The sequence below is a fragment of the Reinekea sp. genome, from assembly GCF_046710285.1.
Taxonomy (GTDB): Bacteria; Pseudomonadota; Gammaproteobacteria; order Pseudomonadales; family Natronospirillaceae; genus Reinekea.
Genome location: NZ_JBKEGY010000009.1, coordinates 26606 through 44687, shown reverse-complemented (window position 1 = coordinate 44687; position 18082 = coordinate 26606). Strand labels below are relative to the sequence as shown.

Genomic DNA, 18082 nt, shown 5'->3' with positions numbered 1-18082 from the left:
TCCTAGCGTTAAACTGCAACTTGCTTTAAGTGACTGTCGACCAGTGCTGTAATATTCTGCACCAACTGCGTATCAAGCTTCACTTGGCCTGCCATCGCATTTTCTTTTGCCTGTTGAGCGTTTCGAGCGCCACACAAAGAAAAGGTCACACCCGGCTGTGCAACTGTCCATGCAATCACTAATTGCGCGACTGACAAGTTGAGTTCAGAGGCAAGAGGTGCGAGCTGCTGGCAAAAGGCCTGGATGACTTTTCGATTCGCTAGAGAGAATAATGGATCTTCCAAACGCTGATCATCACCGCTAAAGGTTGTAGCTTCAGTGATTTTTCCAGATAAAATACCCAACGCCAACGACGAGTAACTTAAGCATGACACGCCTGTCTTTTGTGTATGCGGTAGTATCTCTGACTCCAATGCTCGGTCAATCGCGTTATAACGTTCTTGTACCGCATCAACCACACCATATTTTTGGTATTCTTTAAGTTCCGCTAAGCTGGCATTACTTATACCAATGGCCTTAATTTTACCTTCTTTCTTCAACGCTAGAAGTGTTTTCATGGTCTCTTCGATTGGCGTTGTGGGATCTTGCCAATGCGTAATGTATAGGTCAATGTAATCTGTTTGCAGTCGAGATAAGCTCTGTTCGAGTTCATGTCGAATAGAATTCTCGCCCAAGAAACGGTGCACGGGCTTGCCGTCTTCATCGAAAAAATGATTGCCTTCTTGGGTGTGCCAGACCAACCCACATTTGGTTGCCAACACGACATTGTCGCGCTGTCCTTTTATCGCTTTACCGACGATCTCTTCTGAACGACCAAGACCGTATGCCGGGGCGGTATCAATTAAATTGACACCTTGTTCTAAAGATTCTTTGAGTGCATGGATAGACTTCTCTTCGTCAGTACCACCCCACATCCAGCCGCCCATGGCCCAAGTGCCCACACCGATTACCGATGTATCTAAACCACTTTTACCTAACTCTCTAAAGTTCATGCTTATTTTCTCCAATTTTTTCAAGTACCAATTTTGCTGTTTGCTCGTCAGTGACTAGTGTTTTTACCATCCCGCTATGACTAATTGAGGTCACTGGTGCAATTTTTTCAAAACCCGATGCAATACCGACAGACACGGGTATTCTTTGTAACTCAGGCAAGGTTAAGCCAACCAGTTTTTCATTCAGCTCGTTAAAACAAGATCGTCCACCGCCATCTAGTAGATGAGCGAATACTTCAGCGACGCAGGCATATTTAGCCATCTGAGATTTCTCCTCGTCACTGAGTTGCCGTAAATCAAAATAGCTTTCATCACCTCGTGATACCGACCCTATGCCAAGAAGCGCAATATCGGCATTGCGTGCATGCTCCATGACCTCAGAAACACTGCGCATATTTATTAAGACATCTCGATCTTCTTTTGAATCGGCAAATAGCGGCGCATGCAATTGCATAGACTTACCGCCTAGCTTTTCAGCTAAGCGAAAAGCTAGGTGATTCACATCAGTATAGTGTTTGCCCTGCACCCCTCCAGTCGCAGGAACGACTGTTACATCGTAAGTACGGCTAGGCCTTATACTTTCAACCACATCAGAAATAGCTTTACCGCCAGATATGCAAATGGTGTCGCCATCGCGTATTTTTTCTAACAAGAACGCCGCCGCAGTCTCCGCCACAAACTTCACAACCACCTTAGGGTCATCCGAAACCGTGGGGCATACGACGATTTCCTTAAGACGGCTTGCTTGCACCAACTCTCTTTCCATTGCATATAAATTTGCATTGCCAATATTTAAGTTAACTTCAACTAAACCGTCTTCTCGTGCCTGACGAATGATGCGATTAACTTTTGTTGTCGATAGATTCAAAAGTTTGGCAATTTCTGCTTGGCTTTTGTTTTCCATATAATGCAAAGACAGTACCCGACCTACTAACCGATCGACACTTGCATGTTGTCCAGAGTACTTAGACATAAGCAATCCCTTAGTTTTAAGACTTTTTAGCGTGTAGAATATGATCCAGTGCTACCGCTATCAGTAATATCAGGCCCTTGATAAAATCTTGCCAATAAACGTTTACATCTAAAAGTATCAGCGAGCTGGACACTACGCTCAGCAAAGCAATACCTAAAATTGCACCAAAAACACTACCCTGCCCCCCATTAAAACTGGCCCCGCCAATTACCGCTGCGGCGATAATGTTTAGCTCTAGTCCAACACCAAAGTTAGGTGTTGCTGCTCCAAATTTGGACATATAAATTATGCCGCCCAAACCACACAACGATGAACACAGAACGGTGACACCAAATTTGACTCGATCAGTTCGTACGCCAGAGTATTCTGCTGCCTTTTCATTACTACCGGTGTAAAATATTTTTCGAAATGAAGTGGCATTACGCAATAAGTAGTCCGATATAATCACCACGACAAAGAATATTAGAATTGAAAAAGGCACCCCCCATATAGTCCCTTGGCCAACAAACTTGAATTCCGGTGGCAACGAAAATAATGAGATTGGCGTACCTTGGGTAATGATCATACTGGCACCGCGAGCAAGCCCCATAAACGCTAGAGTCACAATAAAATGATGCAACCCGATTTTAGTGACGCACAAGCCCATCAAAGCACCAATACCACCACAGAAAACGATAGATAGCGCGCTCGCCAACCAAGGGTTCATGCCCAAAATAAACATTTTGGCTGCCATAACCATGGCCAAACACATGACTGCCCCGACTGATAAATCAATCCCGCCGACGATGATAAGCATTGTCATACCTACGACGATGATGCCCTCAGTTGAGAATGACAGCAGCATGGCTTTCATATTTGCCCAGGTTAAAAAGTAAGGTGACGCAAAAGACATACTGATAAACAGTGCCGCGATGATTAAAATTAGCGTAAACTCTCGCATGTTCTTTGTTTGTGTAAAAAGCCGCATAAATCCTGAAGGACTCGCAATGGCCGTCTGAGTTGGGTCGATTACATTATTTGTCATTTTATTTTTCTCCACGACTAACTGGCCATGCTATTGGACGATAATGCTTCAGAACCAGAAGCCAGATGCATTATCGTTTCTTCATTAATTTGATCCGAATTTAAAATTCCGGCATTTTCACCTTCACACATCACCATGATGCGGTCGCTTAAACCAATTACTTCGGGTAACTCGGATGAGATCACAATAACCCCAACACCCGATTCTGCTAGGTCTCTTATCATTTTATGGATTTCAGATTTTGCACCAACATCAATACCTCGGGTTGGCTCATCTAAAATGATCAGTTTTGGGTTAATGGAGAGCATTTTTGCAATAGCAACTTTTTGTTGATTACCACCACTGAGAGAAGAAACCGGTGCGTGCACCCCGGCTGACTTCAAATTTAGCCTCTCCGTCAAACTTACCGCTTGATCATTTTCCGACTTATAATTGATAAGTCCGTATTTAGATATTTGTTCAGGACGCAATGCTGATATATTTTTGGCAATGGATAGTTCTAAAAATACACCGTCCTCTTTACGATCTTCTGATAAATAGACAATGCCGTTAGCAATACCATCTTGATACGATTCTATCTTTATTTCTTTGCCCATAAAGTTAACCGTACCCATGGTTCGTTTACGCAAGCCACAGATGGCTTTAACAAGCTCTGAGCGGCCCGCACCAATCAAGCCGGATATACCAAATATTTCTTTTTTATAAACATCAAAACTGACATTATTAAACATTTTGTTGTCAGAAAAATTATGAATAGTTAGCAATTTGTCTTGTGCGTAAACATCGCCTTCAAACTTAGAAGGGTATAATTTGTCAATGTCTCGGCCAACCATATAATTCACAACCTGCTCGGGGCTGGTATCTTCAATTTTTTGGGTTGTAACGTACTGGCCGTCTCGGAACACAGAGATTCGATCACACTCACTAAATATCTCTGCCATGCGGTGACTAATGTAAATAATGCTAATGCCTTGCGATTTCAGCTTTCGCATAATTGAAAATAAAATTTCAGATTCATTTTCAGTTAATGCCGCAGTAGGTTCATCTAAGATCAGTATTTTGCAGTCTGCAACGAGTGCTTTGGCTATTTCGACTAACTGTTGGTTAGAGATGCTTAGATCATTAACTAAACATCTAGGATCGATATCCGCTAATTGGGAAATGGCTTTTTCTGCCTCTTCAACCATTTGCTTAAAGTTCACGAAAAACTTTTTTGAGGCGTTAGTTTTCGCCATTACGATATTTTCAGCAACCGTAACATCGCCACAAAGTGCTATTTCTTGATGCACAAAATGAACACCTAACTTTTGAGCATGCAATGGGCCTTTAATTTTTTTTGCTCGACCATTGAAGTAGATCTTACCGGAATCTGGTTGGTAGATACCATCAATCACCTTCATTAGTGTTGACTTACCAGCGCCATTTTCACCGGCTAATGCGTGAATTTCACCTGGTAACAATTCAAAATCAACCCCATTCAGCGCCACTGTTGGCCCGAATGTTTTTGTAATGTTTTTTATTTCTAAAACGGGTTTTTGAGTAGACGACATAATTACTTCCTCTCACCATCTATGGGTCATAAAGCCGATATACTAATAAAAGGCTATCGGTTCAAAATCTGGCAAACGTGGCATGCCACTGCTTGCCAGCACATAGTTAGAGCTAATTTACTCGTTAATTCCCTTAGTTCCACGCTTAGCTAGGTATTTGTCCCAGTAGAAGTCAGATGCGTTGTCTTTGGTTACAATTGCGAAACCGTTGTCAACAAAAGGAACGGCCATTGGGTTTTTGCCAGAAGATTTGTAATCGTTCATTGGATCGATTAACTCAGGGTGCGCTGCCATATAGAGCAACATAAAGCCCATATAACCTTGCATACCTTGGTTCGGGTTTACCGCACCAAAGACTTCACCCGCTTTGATCATGTCAAGAATTTTGCCATTTACGTCAGCGTTCATAACACGAATGTTACCACCCAACTCTTTTGCTGCCTGTGCGGCACCTAAAGCCGATGTTGCTTCGGGCATAAACACGGCACCTAATTTAGGGTGTGCCTGCGCCATTGTCATAACTGCGTTATAGGCTTTAGTGACGTCAGAGTTACTCACAGCACGTGACACCAATTTCATGTCAGGCCACTTCTCTTCCATACGCGCAACGAAGGCACTAACACGACGGTCGTGGTTATCTTGACCTGGGTTTTCAAGTACGGCGTACTCACCCTTACCGCCCATGTCTTCCGCAACAGCATCTGCGGCGTACTTACCTTCTTCGTAGTTATCTGACGTAATAAAAGAAACACGGTCACTATTAGGTGAATCGGCTGCGAAAGTTACACTTGGGATGCCCATTTTAGCGGCACGGTTAATAGGCTCAATGAACGGATCAGGGTTCATTGGGTGTACTAAAATACCCGCAGGCTTCTTAGCAAGCACCTGTTCAAAGGTAGACAATTGCTTGTTAACATCATATTCCGGTGTGCCGGTATAAGAGGTTTCACATCCCATCGATTTTGCAGCTTCTTTGAACATTTCATAAACTGGGAACCAGTACTCAACACCTGAAAGCATTACGTTCATGTAATAGGTCTCACCTGGTGCACAGCGGAATGGTTCGTGATCGTGCGCTTTATCTGCGAGCGCGTTTGACGCACTCAATACTGCAAACGATGTAATCGCAACGGCGGCGGCTTTCTTTGCATTAAACTTCAATTTTTTGAATGACATTTGCCCACTCTCCTTATTGTTATTAAGTGGTCGATCTTGATTTAAATTTTTTATTATCAAACTGCTTTGCTCGGGCTTTCGATATTAAATTCGCCCCCGTGCAGAATTCTTTGTTTTGTGAAATAAATTTCACTGAAAGAAATATATGCCCATATATACTATTCGTCAACACTAAAATGATACAATTTGTTTCATAATAGGTTATTTTTCGGCATTGAAAGTTTGATCAAGTATGAGAAATAAATATAAACAGTTGGAAATCAAACACTTAGGAGTCAAGTCGTTAGCGTCGATTATGAATGGAAAACATTTTCTAGGTTCGCGATAAATAACATTGCTTAAAAATCATACACCCCCATATAAGTACTAATCGTGTGCTTTGTGTTAAAACCAGAAAAGCACCGTATTCGTTATGACTATTGAGTGGAGGGGCTATGGAATTTAAAGATTACTACCAAATATTGGGAGTAAGCAGTGACGCTGACGGTAAAGCCATTAAAGCCGCTTATCGTAAATTGGCGCAAAAATATCACCCCGATATGAATCAAGACGAAGGTGCTGAGGATAAATTCAAAGAAGTTGCGGAGGCCTACCAGGTCCTTAAAAGTGATAGCCGTCGCGCTGAGTTTGACGAATTACGCAAATATGGCCGCCAGTCTAAGTCTGGCTTTACGCCGCCTCCGGGTTGGCAACCAAAACAAGGCTCAGGCTTCCAGGGCTCCAGTGCGGCTGATGCTGATTTCTCAGACTTTTTTAACTCTATCTTTGGCTCAGGCCAAGGTTTTTCTGGGGCTAATTTCCGAGAGCCACAATCAACTCGTGGCCAAGATGTTGAGCTTGAGTTACCTATATTCTTAGAGGAAACGCTGGCTGCGTTTAAGAAAGTGGTCGAATATACGCTTAACGTCCAGGAAAATGGCCTAATCAAGCCGCTAAAAAAGCACTTGAACGTTACAATTCCTCAAGGTGTTGCCGATGGGCAGCGTATTCGTTTAGCGGGGCAAGGCGGACCGGGCACCAACAAGGGAGCTGCGGGTGATTTATACTTACATGTTCGCTTAGTGCCACACCCTATGTTTGATGTCAGCGGACACGACTTACTTATTACCGTTCCGGTGGCACCATGGGAGTCTGCTTTAGGCACCAAAGTTACGGTGCCAACTTTAACGGGCAAAATAAGTCTAACCATTCCTCCAAACACCCAAACCGGAAAGAGGTTTCGGATTAAAGGCAGAGGATTAAAAACTCGTTCGATAACTGGCGATTTATATGCCATTGTAAAGGTGGTGATGCCTGATAAAGCGAGCGTAAAAGCGGCTGAACATTGGCAAGCACTGGCAAACAGCGAGAACTTTAATCCACGCACAGATTGGGAGGTTTCATCATGACCGATAACCTCAACAACATTACTTACCATGAACTTTGCCGAACTGAAGGTATAGAGGGTGAATATATAGTCGCGATTGTTGAATACGGCATTGTGACCCCTAACAACCGAGCAGCTGTTGAAAAGTGGGAGTTTGAAGCCAGCAGTGTTTATTGGATTAAAAAGGCATCACGCTTACGCCTAGATTTTGAAATAGATTGGGTGGCCGTTTCTATGGTGATAAAGCTGTTGCGTCAAAAAGATGCTTTGGAAAAAGAGAACCGTCGTATTAACCGATTATTGCAACGTTTTGTAGATGAGGGTTAACTATTCTGCGTGTGTGAGTCTGCGCTGAGGTGTTGTAAAAATAAGGGCGCTGTGAACCCGTCCATGGGGGCTCGTCATTGGCATCCATGCCAATGAACGCCTTATTTTTACAACACCTCAGCTCCGGATAGTCTGTCGGAGGAATCCATTTTAAAAAATAAAAAAGCAGCTATGTTTAGCTGCCTTATGGGTTTTTAGAAAACGGGACTAAAGCCTTGAATGGTTACTTTATCCAAATTTGCTTTGCATTCACAAATTCTAGAATACCGTGCGGCCCTAGTTCACGACCGTAGCCTGAACGTTTAATGCCGCCACTTGGCAAACGTGGATCGGTTTTAACAATGCCGTTAATCGCCACCTGTCCGGACTCTATTTGCCAAGCCATTTGTTCCGCGGCTTTGGTGTCGGCGCTCCAAATACCTGCGCCTAAACCGTACTCGGTGTCGTTTGCCAAGGTTAACGCATGAGCTGAATCATCAGCCTTACACACAACCATCACTGGCCCAAACACTTCTTCAGTGAACGCACACATTCCGGGCTTAACATCGGCTAATAACGTGACTGGGTAAAAGAAACCTGGCCCTTCGGGACACTCTCCGCCCATGACCAGTTGCGCGCCTTGTTTTACCGTTTCTTGTACTTGGCGATGCAGGTTATCGCGTAAGTCTGCACGCGCTATCGGTCCTAAGTCGGTATCGGGTTGATTCGGGTCGCCTACCTTTAGTTTTGCTAAGCGTTGTTTTAACTTTTCGACAAATGCCTCGTAAACTGGTGCTTCAATAATGATCCGCTTTGCTGCAATACAAGATTGCCCGGCGTTTATGGTTCTTGATAAACAGGCGACGTCGGCAGCTGCGTCTAAGTCTGCATCGGCTAAGACGATAAACGGATCAGAACCGCCTAACTCCAATACCGCATGCTTTATTTCTGCAGCGGCAACTGAGGCAACAATGCCGCCTGCTTTCGCAGAACCCGTAAACGACACCGCTTGAACAGCCGGGTGGCGAATGGCGTGTGCTACATTTTCAGTCGCGATGGGCAAGTTCACCACGATGTCATCAGGTGCGCCAGCTTCAACAAAGGCATCCAAAATTGCCGCCGCACAACCGGGGACATGTGGGTCATGCTTCATGACACAGGTATTGCCAGCAATTAAGGCAGGGGTTAAGTATCGAAATGCAATCCACAGCGGCGCATTCCAAGGCAAGACACCTAAAAGCACACCTAAAGGTTGATGTTTCACATAGCTGAGCCCTGCGTCTGAGGGCAGCTCTCGATCTGCCAAATAGGCTTCGGCATTCGCCGCGTAAAAATCAATACAGCTGGCAGATTTTTCAACTTCTGGACCGGCTTCTTTTACGGGCTTACCCATTTCATCGGTCATCTGCTGGCCAATGGCTGCTTTGTTTTTTCGCAGCACAGCGGCGACCTTTAACAACACGGCAGCGCGTTGCTCTAAAGTGAATGAACGCCATGACAAAAATGCGGATTGAGCATTCTCTATCTGTGTATCTATTTCACTTTCAGTCAACACGGGGTACTCGTTAATCAACTGCCCGGTGCTGGGGTTAATCGTTTGTAACATAGTCACTCCTAGAAATTTTATTCAAGCATCGGTAGCTTTTTTCTTTTTATGTTTGCTGTCGTTTTCTTTACTCTGAACGTCTGGCAACTCAGGTTTCGATACTTTTGAGATATCTGTAATTATTTCATTCGAGTTTCCGGAGCCAGGATGTAGTGTGAAATCTTTATCCAGACTAAAGAAACTTTGAATACCCGTATCTGTAACGTAAATGGTGTCCGAAATACCGCAGGTTTTATTACCATCGACACCCCACATCCAAGGAATAATGTGAAACGTCATGCCTTCACGTAGGATAGTGGAATCCCCTTGTTTTAAACTGCAAATATAACCTTCGTCCCAACTCGGCGGAAAAGCGATACCGATGGAATAACCCGACCGAGTCACCAAGCGTGCACCGACATCATTGTGTGAAATAATATTGCGCACCAAATTATCGACATCTGAAACCGTCATGCCGGGTTGCACATAATCGTGCAAAGTGGTGAGCGCTAATTTCATCAACTCTTGAGACTTGTACATCGAGTCGGTGAGCTCTCCATTGATTGCCGTACGCATCATTGCGGTGTGGTAACGACGATAACAACCACCCACTTCAAGGAACACATGCTCTCCCGGTAATACTTTGCGCCCTTCCCAGGTGGCGTGGCCAATCATAGTGCGTGGCCCAGAAGTTACGTAAGGCATGACCGAAGGCGCTTCACCACCGGCACGAAACATAGCCGAACAAATTTCTGCGGCGATATCATTTTCTGTGACACCCGCTACCGATGCTGCAAGCCCTGCTTTCATGCCAGCCTCGGTAGCAAATGCAGCCTTTCTCATGAGTTCAATTTCAGCGGCAGATTTACAGATACGACCTTCTTCCACAATGCCAAAACAGTCCAGTAATTTCGCACTGGTTAAGGTGGTGTGAATAAAATCTTGTTGATAAGCTGGGAAAAAGTAACTGTTGCGTTCATAACCTATGCGCTTATCGGCTAAGTTAAATTCACGTAAGGCATCGACCAACATCTGAATAGCATCGCCCGTATCAGGGTACGGTCGTGTTACTTGCACCCATGTCCGATGAATGACATTCGACTCCTCTAACGCCCGAGTTATCATGAACGGCTCTTGCTCCAACGGCACAATTAGCGCCTGAAAGAACGAATAGCCGGTTGTCTGATAATCAGTTAAGTACATTATGTTTTCAGGGTCAGTGATGACCACCGCATCTAAACACCGTGCTTCAATACGTTGCCGTAATTCAAATAACCGACGCTCGTATTCTTCAGGTGCGAAGGTCATATCTTCTCTTTTGTTCATAACACCCCCAAGGCTTCAAGCGTTACGTTTATGATTGTATTCATGCCTTCCGTTAGGTCGGCATCGTCGATGGTGAGTGGCGGAATAAGTTTAATAACTCGGCCTCCCGTTCCACAGGCACCTAACAAGACGCCACCCTCAAAACAGCCCGCGACTATTTTTTTGGCAATGGCGCCGTCACCGACATCAATACCCATGATCATGCCCTTGCCGCGAATTTGTACGCCATCTATAGTGCCTAACTCTGCCAGCATGCCATTCATTAGTTCCGTTTTGCGTGCAACTTCTTTCATTAATACATCATCTTGGAAGTACTTAAGCGCTTCTGTTCCTGCAACAAATGAAATGCTCTGACCGCGGAAGGTACCCGTATGCTCCCCGGGCGATAAATGTTGATCTAATTCTGGCTTCACTAAGTTCATTGCCAGTGGTGTACCTAAACCACCTAAACCTTTTGCCATGCAAATTACATCTGGGTTTATGTCGTAGTCATCAAAGCTAAAGAACGAACCCGTGCGGCCCATCCCGACTTGAATTTCATCAACAATAAACAATGCGCCTACATCTTTAGCCAGTTTTTCAACTTCTTTTAACCAGTGTTTATCTGCTATGTTGACCCCACCTTCGGCTTGAATCACTTCCAACATAAAAGCGGCCGGCTTTTCTAAGCCAGAAGAGCCATCTTCAAGTTGCGCACGCAAAGCATCTAGGCTGTCCATGCCGCAGCCTAATTCACAGCCTTGGCACAGTTGCTCACAGCCAAATGGGTAATGGGAGACATGCGATAAAGGTACCCCAGAGGCACCACGAAAATATTCGTTAGCGGTAGCCGCCAATGAACCCAATGTCATCCCGTGGAATGCATGGTTAAAGGCAATTATGTTCTGTCGCCCAGTTACGCGACGTGCAAGCTTCATTGCGGCTTCCACGGCGTTGGTGCCGGTTGGCCCAACAAACTGCATTACATGCGGCATGCCTCTTGGCTTTAACACCACCTCTAAAAAAGTTTCCATAAAGGAGCGTTTGGCGGTAGTACTCATATCTAAGCTGTGCGTTACACCATTGCTCTGAATATATTCGATGACTGCTTTGGTCATTTTCTCATTATTGTGGCCAAAATTTAGAACACCTGCACCGGCGAAAAAGTCAATAAACTCGCGACCATTTTCATCTATCTGGCGTGCGTTTATCGCTTTATCAAAAACCGTTGGGTAAACACGGCTGTAAGCTCTAAGGTTTGATTCACGTTGTTCAAAAATACTCATGCATTTCCTCCACTGCAGATCTTTGCCTGCATTTATTTTGACTCTAGATTTGGTGTTTTTACACCGGCGAGGCGTGCGTACCAACGCACAACTTTTTCCAACAATTGATCATTGAAATCGTAATAGGGGCTATGACATGGGTGATGATGGTTTTCACCATCGTCAGCACCAATGAGAGCAAATGCCCCAGGAATTTTTTCTAGGTAATAACTGAAGTCTTCAGACGCCATTATTGGCAGTGCAATGTCGTCTGCTAAAGTTTGCTTACCAAACACAGAGCACCATGCTTGACGTGCCGTTGCGGCTTGCTCCGCATGGTTAATGGTGGCGTTGTAACGAGGCTGAATTTCAACACGACACTCCACGCCATAGGTTCGTGCAGTATCAATACTAATTTGCTCAATCCACTCATTTACTTGCTGTTTGGTTTTTTTGTCGGGGACACGAATAGAACCGGACAAAATCGCAGATTCGGGAATAACCGTTAACCCACTTGTCGCTTGAACATTGGTAACACTCACCACAACTGGCGATTGCGGTGCGCAACGGCGACTCACAATTTGCTGTAGATTTAGCGTGATAGCGGCAGCGGCGAGCACGGGGTCTGCGCAAATTTCAGGTTGACTCGCATGGCCCCCAATGCCGGTTAAATGGATAGTAAAGGTGCCATTGCCACACATGACTACACCATCGGGGCAAACCATTTCACCATATTTAATAGCGGGCCAATTATGCCAGCCATATATTTCATCAATTCCATCTAAAGCGCCTTCTTCGATCATGCGTTTAGCGCCATGACCGCCTTCTTCCGCTGGTTGGAAAATTAACGAGACTGGGCGCTCCAGTAACGATTCGTTATGCTTTAACCACCGAGCGCTCGCTAACAGTGCAGCGGTGTGCCCATCATGCCCACAGGCGTGCATTTTACCTTCATATTGCGAAGCCCACTCGACATTAGATTTTTCAAAAATAGCTAATGCGTCTATGTCTCCACGCAAGGCAATATGTTTACCGCTTTTTGAGCCCGCCAATGTGGCTAACGTTCCTGTTTCGGCACAAGCACGCCAAGGAATATCCAACGCCGTTAATTCTTGTCGAATCCGTTGAGCCGTATTGGTTTCTTGCCATGCGAGTTCCGGCTGCGTATGCAACGCACGCCGAAAATCACGGGCAAACACCAGTGTTTCCTGCCAATAGTTTTGCATAACATTCACTTCATAAAAAAAGGAGCCACATATCAAACATAACCAAGTGCTCACGCACCTGATGACTGATTAATAGATATTTAGAAAATGCTAGGTGTGCAGCCGAAAAGCTGCGAAGCCCACCGTTAAGCGGTGATGTTTTGCGGGGACATAAACTCAGGATTCAGCGCAGACACTGAATTTTTAGGGATAACTGCAAATACTTTAGCGCTTGAAGCCATGGCGATACCCTCCCTGATATTTATTATGTAAATGAGTTTTTAGGCTTTACTGCAACGCAAAAGTCACAGCACCAAAATCACATTGGCACAGTCTTTCAAATAATGCAAACTAACAATAGTCTAACAGTAAATTGAGTACTTAATTTTTTGTACTCAGGTTAATGTTCGCAAGCTGTATACTGCACTAATAAAGCACATTCGACCGTTTATCAAAATTGAACTGCGAAGGTGCAACTGATCACCCTTACGCTGGTTTATTTTTTCATGTCTATGCCGAACTACTGTCTTCATAATCATCCCAATAGGGAACTTCCCCATAGTAATGACTCAAAAAATCTATAAACACCCTTAGCTTTGTCGCTAACAATTTTCGATGCGGATACACAACGTACAAGCCAAGAGGCTCAGGTTGGAACTCTTTAAGTATTACCGTTAATTGCCCGCTCTTAATCGCACCACCAACCATAAAGGTTGGCTGTAATGCATAACCTTCACCGGCAATGGCAGCCGAGACAAGAATGTCTCCGTTATTGGAAGCAACACCGGAACTGCGTTCACGTGTTGATTGTTTTAGCGCATCTAGCAACGGTGACTTAGCCTGCCCACTGTCCATGTAGCTGTAGCGCAAGTAATGCTCGGGGATTAAATCACGAGGGTGCTCAGGTGTGCCATGCAGTTCAAGATATTCAGGTGAGGCACAAAGCACTAACTTGATTGGCACTATTTTTTTGGCAATCAAGGATGAGCTTTTTAATTGACCAATACGCAGTGCAACATCAAAACCCTCTTCAACCACATCAACTTTACGATCATTCACTTGAATGTCGATGCCCACAGCAGGGTTGGCGCGCTTAAAATCTCGAATTAACGGTGCTAGATGCATTATCGCAAATGAAACCGGTGCACTAATGTGCAAAAGCCCCTGTGCCTGGTTCATCAGTTCGCCTAAATCGCCTTCCATATCATTAATGCGTTCGAGAATGTCACGTGATTGATGGACACACTGCATACCCGCTTCCGTTAAGTGAACCTTACGGGTCGTGCGGTTAAAAAGGCGTACGCCTAAATGCTCTTCTAGCTGAGCGACATATTTACTGACCAGCTGGTTAGAGGTACCCAGCTTATCGGCAGCTTTGGTGAAACTGCCTTCATTGACAACGGCCACGAAGGCTTTCATTGCTTCAATTCGATCCATTTATCAGTTCCCAATCAACATTGCCAACGATTCATTGGGAGTTAATCATAAAAATAGCTGTTTATCTATGAATCTATGCTGCGTAACCTTTGTCTCAAACTGATTGAGGCTCATAAGAGCTGAACATACATTTACTAATTAATTGGAACTAAAACCATGAACAAGCAAACACTCGCAAAACTATTGAACTCTAACGCTGGTCTAGGCGCGACTATTCTACGCATACCTGTCGGCATCATCTTATCGGTTCATGGTGCTCAGAAACTCTTTGCATGGTTCGGTGGCTTTGGCTTGGAAGGCACCGGTCAATGGATGGCAAGCATTGGCTTAACACCCGGCTATTTAATGGCGTTGTTAGCGGGAAGTGCAGAATTTTTTGGAGGTATCGCACTTATCATTGGCTTACTCACGCGTCCAGCTGCATTAGTCAGTGCTTTTACGATGATAGTCGCTATTGTAACCGTGCATTTGAGCAGCGGCTTTTTATTAACTAACAATGGTTATGAATATGCATTAGCCTTGTTAGCTGCGACAGCAGCTCTGACTATTCAAGGTGCCGGTGCGTTCTCTATTGATAACGTTCTAGGCCGTAAATTGAAGTAAATTTTAGTGATAGAGGGCCTAAAGGTATAAGCAATTTACAGCGTTTATCTCTCTAGGCTCAAGTTCGTTTTAGATAGGGGTAATAATGAACAAGCAAAGTCATATTATGTATATCGCTCACGGTGGCGGCCCTTTGCCTTTATTAGGCGACCCTAATCACCAAGAGATGATCGATACTTTAAATTGCATGGCAACCCAAGTGGGCAAACCCAGCGCTATTTTAGTCATCAGCGCCCACTGGGAAGCCTCTGTTCCAACTATTACGGCCTCGGTAAAACCAGAGTTAATTTACGACTACGGCGGGTTTCCTGCAGAAGCTTATGAGATTAGATACCCTAGCTTTGGACAACCAGACCTAGCCAATAAAATCTATAGAGCCTTAACCAATGCAGGCATTGAAGCGGCTTTAGATGAACACCGAGGCTTTGATCATGGCATGTTTGTGCCCCTGAAAATTATGTTCCCAGAGGCTGATATTCCAGTGGTACAGCTTTCTTTGGTTCACACATTAGACGCACAAGCACATCTTGAAATTGGCAAAGCGTTACAAGCTTTAGATGTTGATAATTTATTGGTGATTGGCTCAGGGTTTTCATACCACAATATGCGCACGTTTTTTAATGCTGACGGCGAAATGGCGAATAGAAAGAACATCGCTTTTGACAACTGGCTAAAAGAAACAGTAACCGATACCGAGCTTTCTGAGGATGATCGATATAAACGCCTCGCTCAATGGGACGAAGCACCAGACGGTCGCTTTTGCCACCCTAGAGAAGAACATCTACTGCCACTTCATGTTTGCTACGGCATGGCCGGCAAAGCCAGCGATGGGTATTTCACGGCTGTTGTCATGAACAAGAAGGCTTCGATGTTTAGTTGGCAGGTTTAGCGGCTTCAATCTCACCTAATAACCAATTGAATAACACAACAGCTCACGCTATAAAAAAAGCTTGGAACACCCCGCTAGGGTTTTCCAAGCTTTTGAGTTTTAAGGTTCTTTTTTAAAACCTTACTTTATACTTTTATCTTAAACTTACGGAACACTGCAAGGAATGCAAACAATAGGATTGAAACAGCACCCATCGAGCCACCTTTCTTCTTCGCTGGAGTTGGTGCAGGCTCTGCTTTGACTAGATTAAATGCTGCAATAATCGGGTCGTGATCCGATGAATAAAACGGATCAATTTCAGCATACGTATCATTGCTATCATAAGGATCTAAGTTTGTATCATAATCAAAGGCTGGAGATTCGAGTGAGTTAATATGCCATGCATCAATACTCAACAGTTCATCAGTCAATTTGTCATTTGCAAGGATGTAATCTAAGCTTCCGAGCATGCCGCCATAACTGTAACTAAACGGCTTAGCTTCTGTGGCTTTGTCAGTCGATTTTAGATTAACGATGCCGGCTTCTTCAAATTTAGCAATTGGCGTTTCTTTCGCATAGGAATTCATATCGCCCATAATCAGTAGTCGACTTGCGTCAAGAGCGCTACTTTGGTTAATAAACTTAACTAAGCCCTCTACCGCACGCGTACGAGTCTCATTGCAATTGCCAGAGCCGTCCTCAAGCTCAGGATCGCCAAGCGATGCACAAGTGCTTCCCTTTGATTTTAAGTGGTTAATAGAAGCGGTAAAGGTTTCCCCAGTTTCAGTATGAACGAAGGTCTGAATTAACGATGGACGGTTTTTTGAATCTAGGAATAGAGCATCGCCATTGTCATCTACAGGAGAATTATCTGAATCCAAAATCAACGCTTGACCTTTTGGCGTTAACACACCAGAACGATATAGAAGCCCAACCGCAATGGCGTCAGTGCCAATTTTACCGGAAACCGTGTTTGGGTTTACGAAAGTATATTGCTGAGAGACTGGCATTTCAGCGTTCAAAGCCTTCACTAAGTCTTGAATTGCACTTAACTCACCGAAGCCATCGTTCTCTATCTCCATCAAACCAATTAGATCGGCATCGATTGCTGCCAGTGCTTTAACAATTTTACCTCGCTGTATCATGTAATCACTTTCGGAATAAGCGCCACGATAGTTATAGTTATTGTCACTCACTTCTTTTTTAGTCGGGAAAAAAGTCAAACCACCATTTACAGCAGAATCTTCTAGCCCATTAAAGAGGTTCAAGACATTCATACTGGCAACCGTCAGGTTTCCACTTCGGTCAACAGTTGGCTCTAACGTACGCTCAAAACCTGCCGAATCAAAAGTAGGGGCCGCAGATGGAATAAGAGCATAGGCAATCTTATCTTTGTAATACCCAGATCCATGTATTGCCCCTTCTAAACCAGATAATGTATAGCCAACTCGAATGTAGTTCGTATTGCTAAAACCAGCATCAGTCGGAAATGGCATTGAATCTGGGTTTTTCCACGATGTTCCGTCATCGACTAGAATGGAATCTAGAATTCGGTTGTCAACTGCGGTATCAAAAGCGACTTTAGACGGCACCGCTATGGCGTTAGGTTGGTAATGAAGCTGAGTTGAGGCGAGGAACTGGCCGTTTTTCATCCAGCTGTAGAAGTTCCCAAAAAAGTCGCTCACGAGCATGTTCGACGTAACATTGACTGACATGCCTTCCAAGGCTTCTAGTTGGTCTGCAGCGGCTAACGGAAACTCAATTGCAGTGGGCGCAACCACACTACCTTGCGCACAAACTGCTTGATCTGAAATATTGCCCAGCTGAGTGACATTGTTATATTCACTTACCTTGCCGGTCAAACGTAATTTGGTGCCAACATCTAGACTATGCGTTGCTACATAGGTGTCGTAGTCTGACCCTAAATAGACAAATAGACCTTCAGAGGTTTGTGGGTCGGCATCATAGTCAGCTGCTTCTTCCTGTATAAAAACGCCGCTATAACCAGATGCAAGCTGATGAATAACCGCCTCAACAACGTGGAAGTTATCTTTCTCTGGGCTGGCAGCTACCGAGCCCTGTATGGCAGAAATAAGTGTAGCGGCATCACCACAAACCCCGACCGGGACTGGTGATGGAGCCGGGGCAGCAACAGCAGGCAAAGTCGTTACGATCGCAAGCACTGACCCGAGCATTATTGGTAACGATGTTATTTTTTTTGTCATGGTTACATCCTAATTTTTTATGAACACAACGTTCTGGTTCGTAGACCAGAACCAATTTATTGACCAAACGGTTAGTTTTGGTTTGGGTAATCTGCCTTAAGCCATGCTCAATCACAACAACAACTGGACGAAACAATTTAAATTGGGGGAAAATATGATATAGGACATGCTTCTTTATTTTTTTACTGGATTAAATTTATGC

Annotated in this window: 15 protein-coding genes; 4 read left to right on the top strand and 11 right to left on the bottom strand. The window is 44.4% G+C overall.

The features are described 5' to 3' along the window. Positions 1-8: 8 nt before the first annotated feature. The 5 genes from ACI882_RS08240 to ACI882_RS08220 all read right to left on the bottom strand — a co-directional run bounded on the left by ACI882_RS08240 (position 9) and on the right by ACI882_RS08220 (position 5715). Complete coding sequence (locus tag ACI882_RS08240; protein WP_411742885.1) at positions 9-992, bottom strand: aldo/keto reductase; 984 nt, start codon at positions 990-992, stop codon at positions 9-11. Further along, the gene (locus ACI882_RS08235; RefSeq protein ID WP_411742884.1) at positions 982-1965 is read right to left on the bottom strand and encodes a sugar-binding transcriptional regulator; all 984 of its coding nucleotides are present in this window, start codon (positions 1963-1965) and stop codon (positions 982-984) included. Before ACI882_RS08235 ends, ACI882_RS08240 begins: the two co-directional genes overlap by 11 nt. 16 nt (positions 1966-1981) lie before the next feature. Next, a complete protein-coding gene (locus tag ACI882_RS08230) occupies positions 1982-2989 on the bottom strand; it encodes an ABC transporter permease (RefSeq protein ID WP_411742883.1) in 1008 nt (335 codons plus the stop codon). A gap of 17 nt (positions 2990-3006) precedes the next feature. Then, a complete protein-coding gene (locus ACI882_RS08225; protein WP_411742882.1) occupies positions 3007-4539 on the bottom strand; it encodes a sugar ABC transporter ATP-binding protein in 1533 nt (510 codons plus the stop codon). Between the two features lie 117 nt (positions 4540-4656). Beyond that, positions 4657-5715, bottom strand: a complete 1059-nt coding sequence (locus ACI882_RS08220; RefSeq protein WP_411742881.1) for a substrate-binding domain-containing protein — start codon at positions 5713-5715, stop codon at positions 4657-4659. A 434-nt stretch (positions 5716-6149) separates the two neighbouring features. Between ACI882_RS08220 and ACI882_RS08215 the strand changes: the two genes are divergently transcribed. Beyond that, the gene (locus ACI882_RS08215; RefSeq protein ID WP_411742880.1) at positions 6150-7103 is read left to right on the top strand and encodes a DnaJ C-terminal domain-containing protein; all 954 of its coding nucleotides are present in this window, start codon (positions 6150-6152) and stop codon (positions 7101-7103) included. Further along, positions 7100-7408 (top strand): chaperone modulator CbpM, encoded by a 309-nt coding sequence (locus ACI882_RS08210; protein ID WP_411742879.1) that lies wholly within the window; start codon positions 7100-7102, stop codon positions 7406-7408. Before ACI882_RS08215 ends, ACI882_RS08210 begins: the two co-directional genes overlap by 4 nt. Before the next feature lie 223 nt (positions 7409-7631). On the opposite strand, the gene ACI882_RS08205 is transcribed toward ACI882_RS08210, so the two are convergent. The 5 genes from ACI882_RS08205 to ACI882_RS08185 form a co-directional block, all read right to left on the bottom strand. Then, the gene (locus ACI882_RS08205) at positions 7632-8993 is read right to left on the bottom strand and encodes an NAD-dependent succinate-semialdehyde dehydrogenase (RefSeq protein WP_411742878.1); all 1362 of its coding nucleotides are present in this window, start codon (positions 8991-8993) and stop codon (positions 7632-7634) included. A 21-nt stretch (positions 8994-9014) separates the two neighbouring features. Then, complete coding sequence (gene doeA, locus ACI882_RS08200) at positions 9015-10298, bottom strand: ectoine hydrolase (RefSeq protein WP_411742877.1); 1284 nt, start codon at positions 10296-10298, stop codon at positions 9015-9017. After that, positions 10295-11563: an aspartate aminotransferase family protein gene (locus ACI882_RS08195; RefSeq protein WP_411742876.1), complete on the bottom strand. Its 1269-nt coding sequence runs from the start codon at positions 11561-11563 to the stop codon at positions 10295-10297. The genes doeA and ACI882_RS08195 overlap by 4 nt, the downstream gene beginning before the upstream one ends. Before the next feature lie 32 nt (positions 11564-11595). Then, a complete protein-coding gene (gene doeB2, locus ACI882_RS08190) occupies positions 11596-12768 on the bottom strand; it encodes a N(2)-acetyl-L-2,4-diaminobutanoate deacetylase DoeB2 (RefSeq protein WP_411742875.1) in 1173 nt (390 codons plus the stop codon). Positions 12769-13257: 489 nt separating this feature from the next. Beyond that, positions 13258-14184: a LysR family transcriptional regulator gene (locus ACI882_RS08185; protein WP_411742874.1), complete on the bottom strand. Its 927-nt coding sequence runs from the start codon at positions 14182-14184 to the stop codon at positions 13258-13260. A 156-nt stretch (positions 14185-14340) separates the two neighbouring features. Here ACI882_RS08185 and ACI882_RS08180 point away from each other — a divergent pair, with 156 nt between their 5' ends. Then, positions 14341-14787, top strand: coding sequence for a DoxX family protein (locus ACI882_RS08180; RefSeq protein ID WP_411742873.1), 447 nt, complete (start codon positions 14341-14343; stop codon positions 14785-14787). Positions 14788-14872: 85 nt separating this feature from the next. After that, positions 14873-15676 carry a DODA-type extradiol aromatic ring-opening family dioxygenase gene (locus tag ACI882_RS08175; RefSeq protein WP_411742872.1) on the top strand — a complete coding sequence of 268 codons (804 nt, stop codon included), beginning with the start codon at positions 14873-14875 and terminating at the stop codon, positions 15674-15676. A gap of 125 nt (positions 15677-15801) precedes the next feature. Here ACI882_RS08175 and ACI882_RS08170 read toward each other — a convergent pair whose 3' ends face one another. Next, on the bottom strand, positions 15802-17880 hold the full coding sequence (locus tag ACI882_RS08170) for an ExeM/NucH family extracellular endonuclease (protein ID WP_411742871.1): 2079 nt from the start codon (positions 17878-17880) through the stop codon (positions 15802-15804). Between the last annotated feature and the right edge of the window lie 202 nt (positions 17881-18082).

Excerpts from the sequence above, each read along its gene's own strand:
- ACI882_RS08210 (WP_411742879.1), top strand. The coding sequence starts at position 7,100 with ATGACCGATAACCTCAACAACATTACTTACCATGAACTTTGCCGAACT.
- ACI882_RS08240 (WP_411742885.1), bottom strand. The coding sequence starts at position 992 with ATGAACTTTAGAGAGTTAGGTAAAAGTGGTTTAGATACATCGGTAATC.
- doeB2 (WP_411742875.1), bottom strand. The coding sequence starts at position 12,768 with ATGCAAAACTATTGGCAGGAAACACTGGTGTTTGCCCGTGATTTTCGG.
- doeA (WP_411742877.1), bottom strand. The coding sequence starts at position 10,298 with ATGAACAAAAGAGAAGATATGACCTTCGCACCTGAAGAATACGAGCGT.
- ACI882_RS08215 (WP_411742880.1), top strand. The coding sequence starts at position 6,150 with ATGGAATTTAAAGATTACTACCAAATATTGGGAGTAAGCAGTGACGCT.
- ACI882_RS08230 (WP_411742883.1), bottom strand. The coding sequence starts at position 2,989 with ATGACAAATAATGTAATCGACCCAACTCAGACGGCCATTGCGAGTCCT.
- ACI882_RS08180 (WP_411742873.1), top strand. The coding sequence starts at position 14,341 with ATGAACAAGCAAACACTCGCAAAACTATTGAACTCTAACGCTGGTCTA.
- ACI882_RS08205 (WP_411742878.1), bottom strand. The coding sequence starts at position 8,993 with ATGTTACAAACGATTAACCCCAGCACCGGGCAGTTGATTAACGAGTAC.
- ACI882_RS08195 (WP_411742876.1), bottom strand. The coding sequence starts at position 11,563 with ATGAGTATTTTTGAACAACGTGAATCAAACCTTAGAGCTTACAGCCGT.
- ACI882_RS08220 (WP_411742881.1), bottom strand. The coding sequence starts at position 5,715 with ATGTCATTCAAAAAATTGAAGTTTAATGCAAAGAAAGCCGCCGCCGTT.
- ACI882_RS08170 (WP_411742871.1), bottom strand. The coding sequence starts at position 17,880 with ATGACAAAAAAAATAACATCGTTACCAATAATGCTCGGGTCAGTGCTT.
- ACI882_RS08235 (WP_411742884.1), bottom strand. The coding sequence starts at position 1,965 with ATGTCTAAGTACTCTGGACAACATGCAAGTGTCGATCGGTTAGTAGGT.
- ACI882_RS08225 (WP_411742882.1), bottom strand. The coding sequence starts at position 4,539 with ATGTCGTCTACTCAAAAACCCGTTTTAGAAATAAAAAACATTACAAAA.
- ACI882_RS08185 (WP_411742874.1), bottom strand. The coding sequence starts at position 14,184 with ATGGATCGAATTGAAGCAATGAAAGCCTTCGTGGCCGTTGTCAATGAA.
- ACI882_RS08175 (WP_411742872.1), top strand. The coding sequence starts at position 14,873 with ATGAACAAGCAAAGTCATATTATGTATATCGCTCACGGTGGCGGCCCT.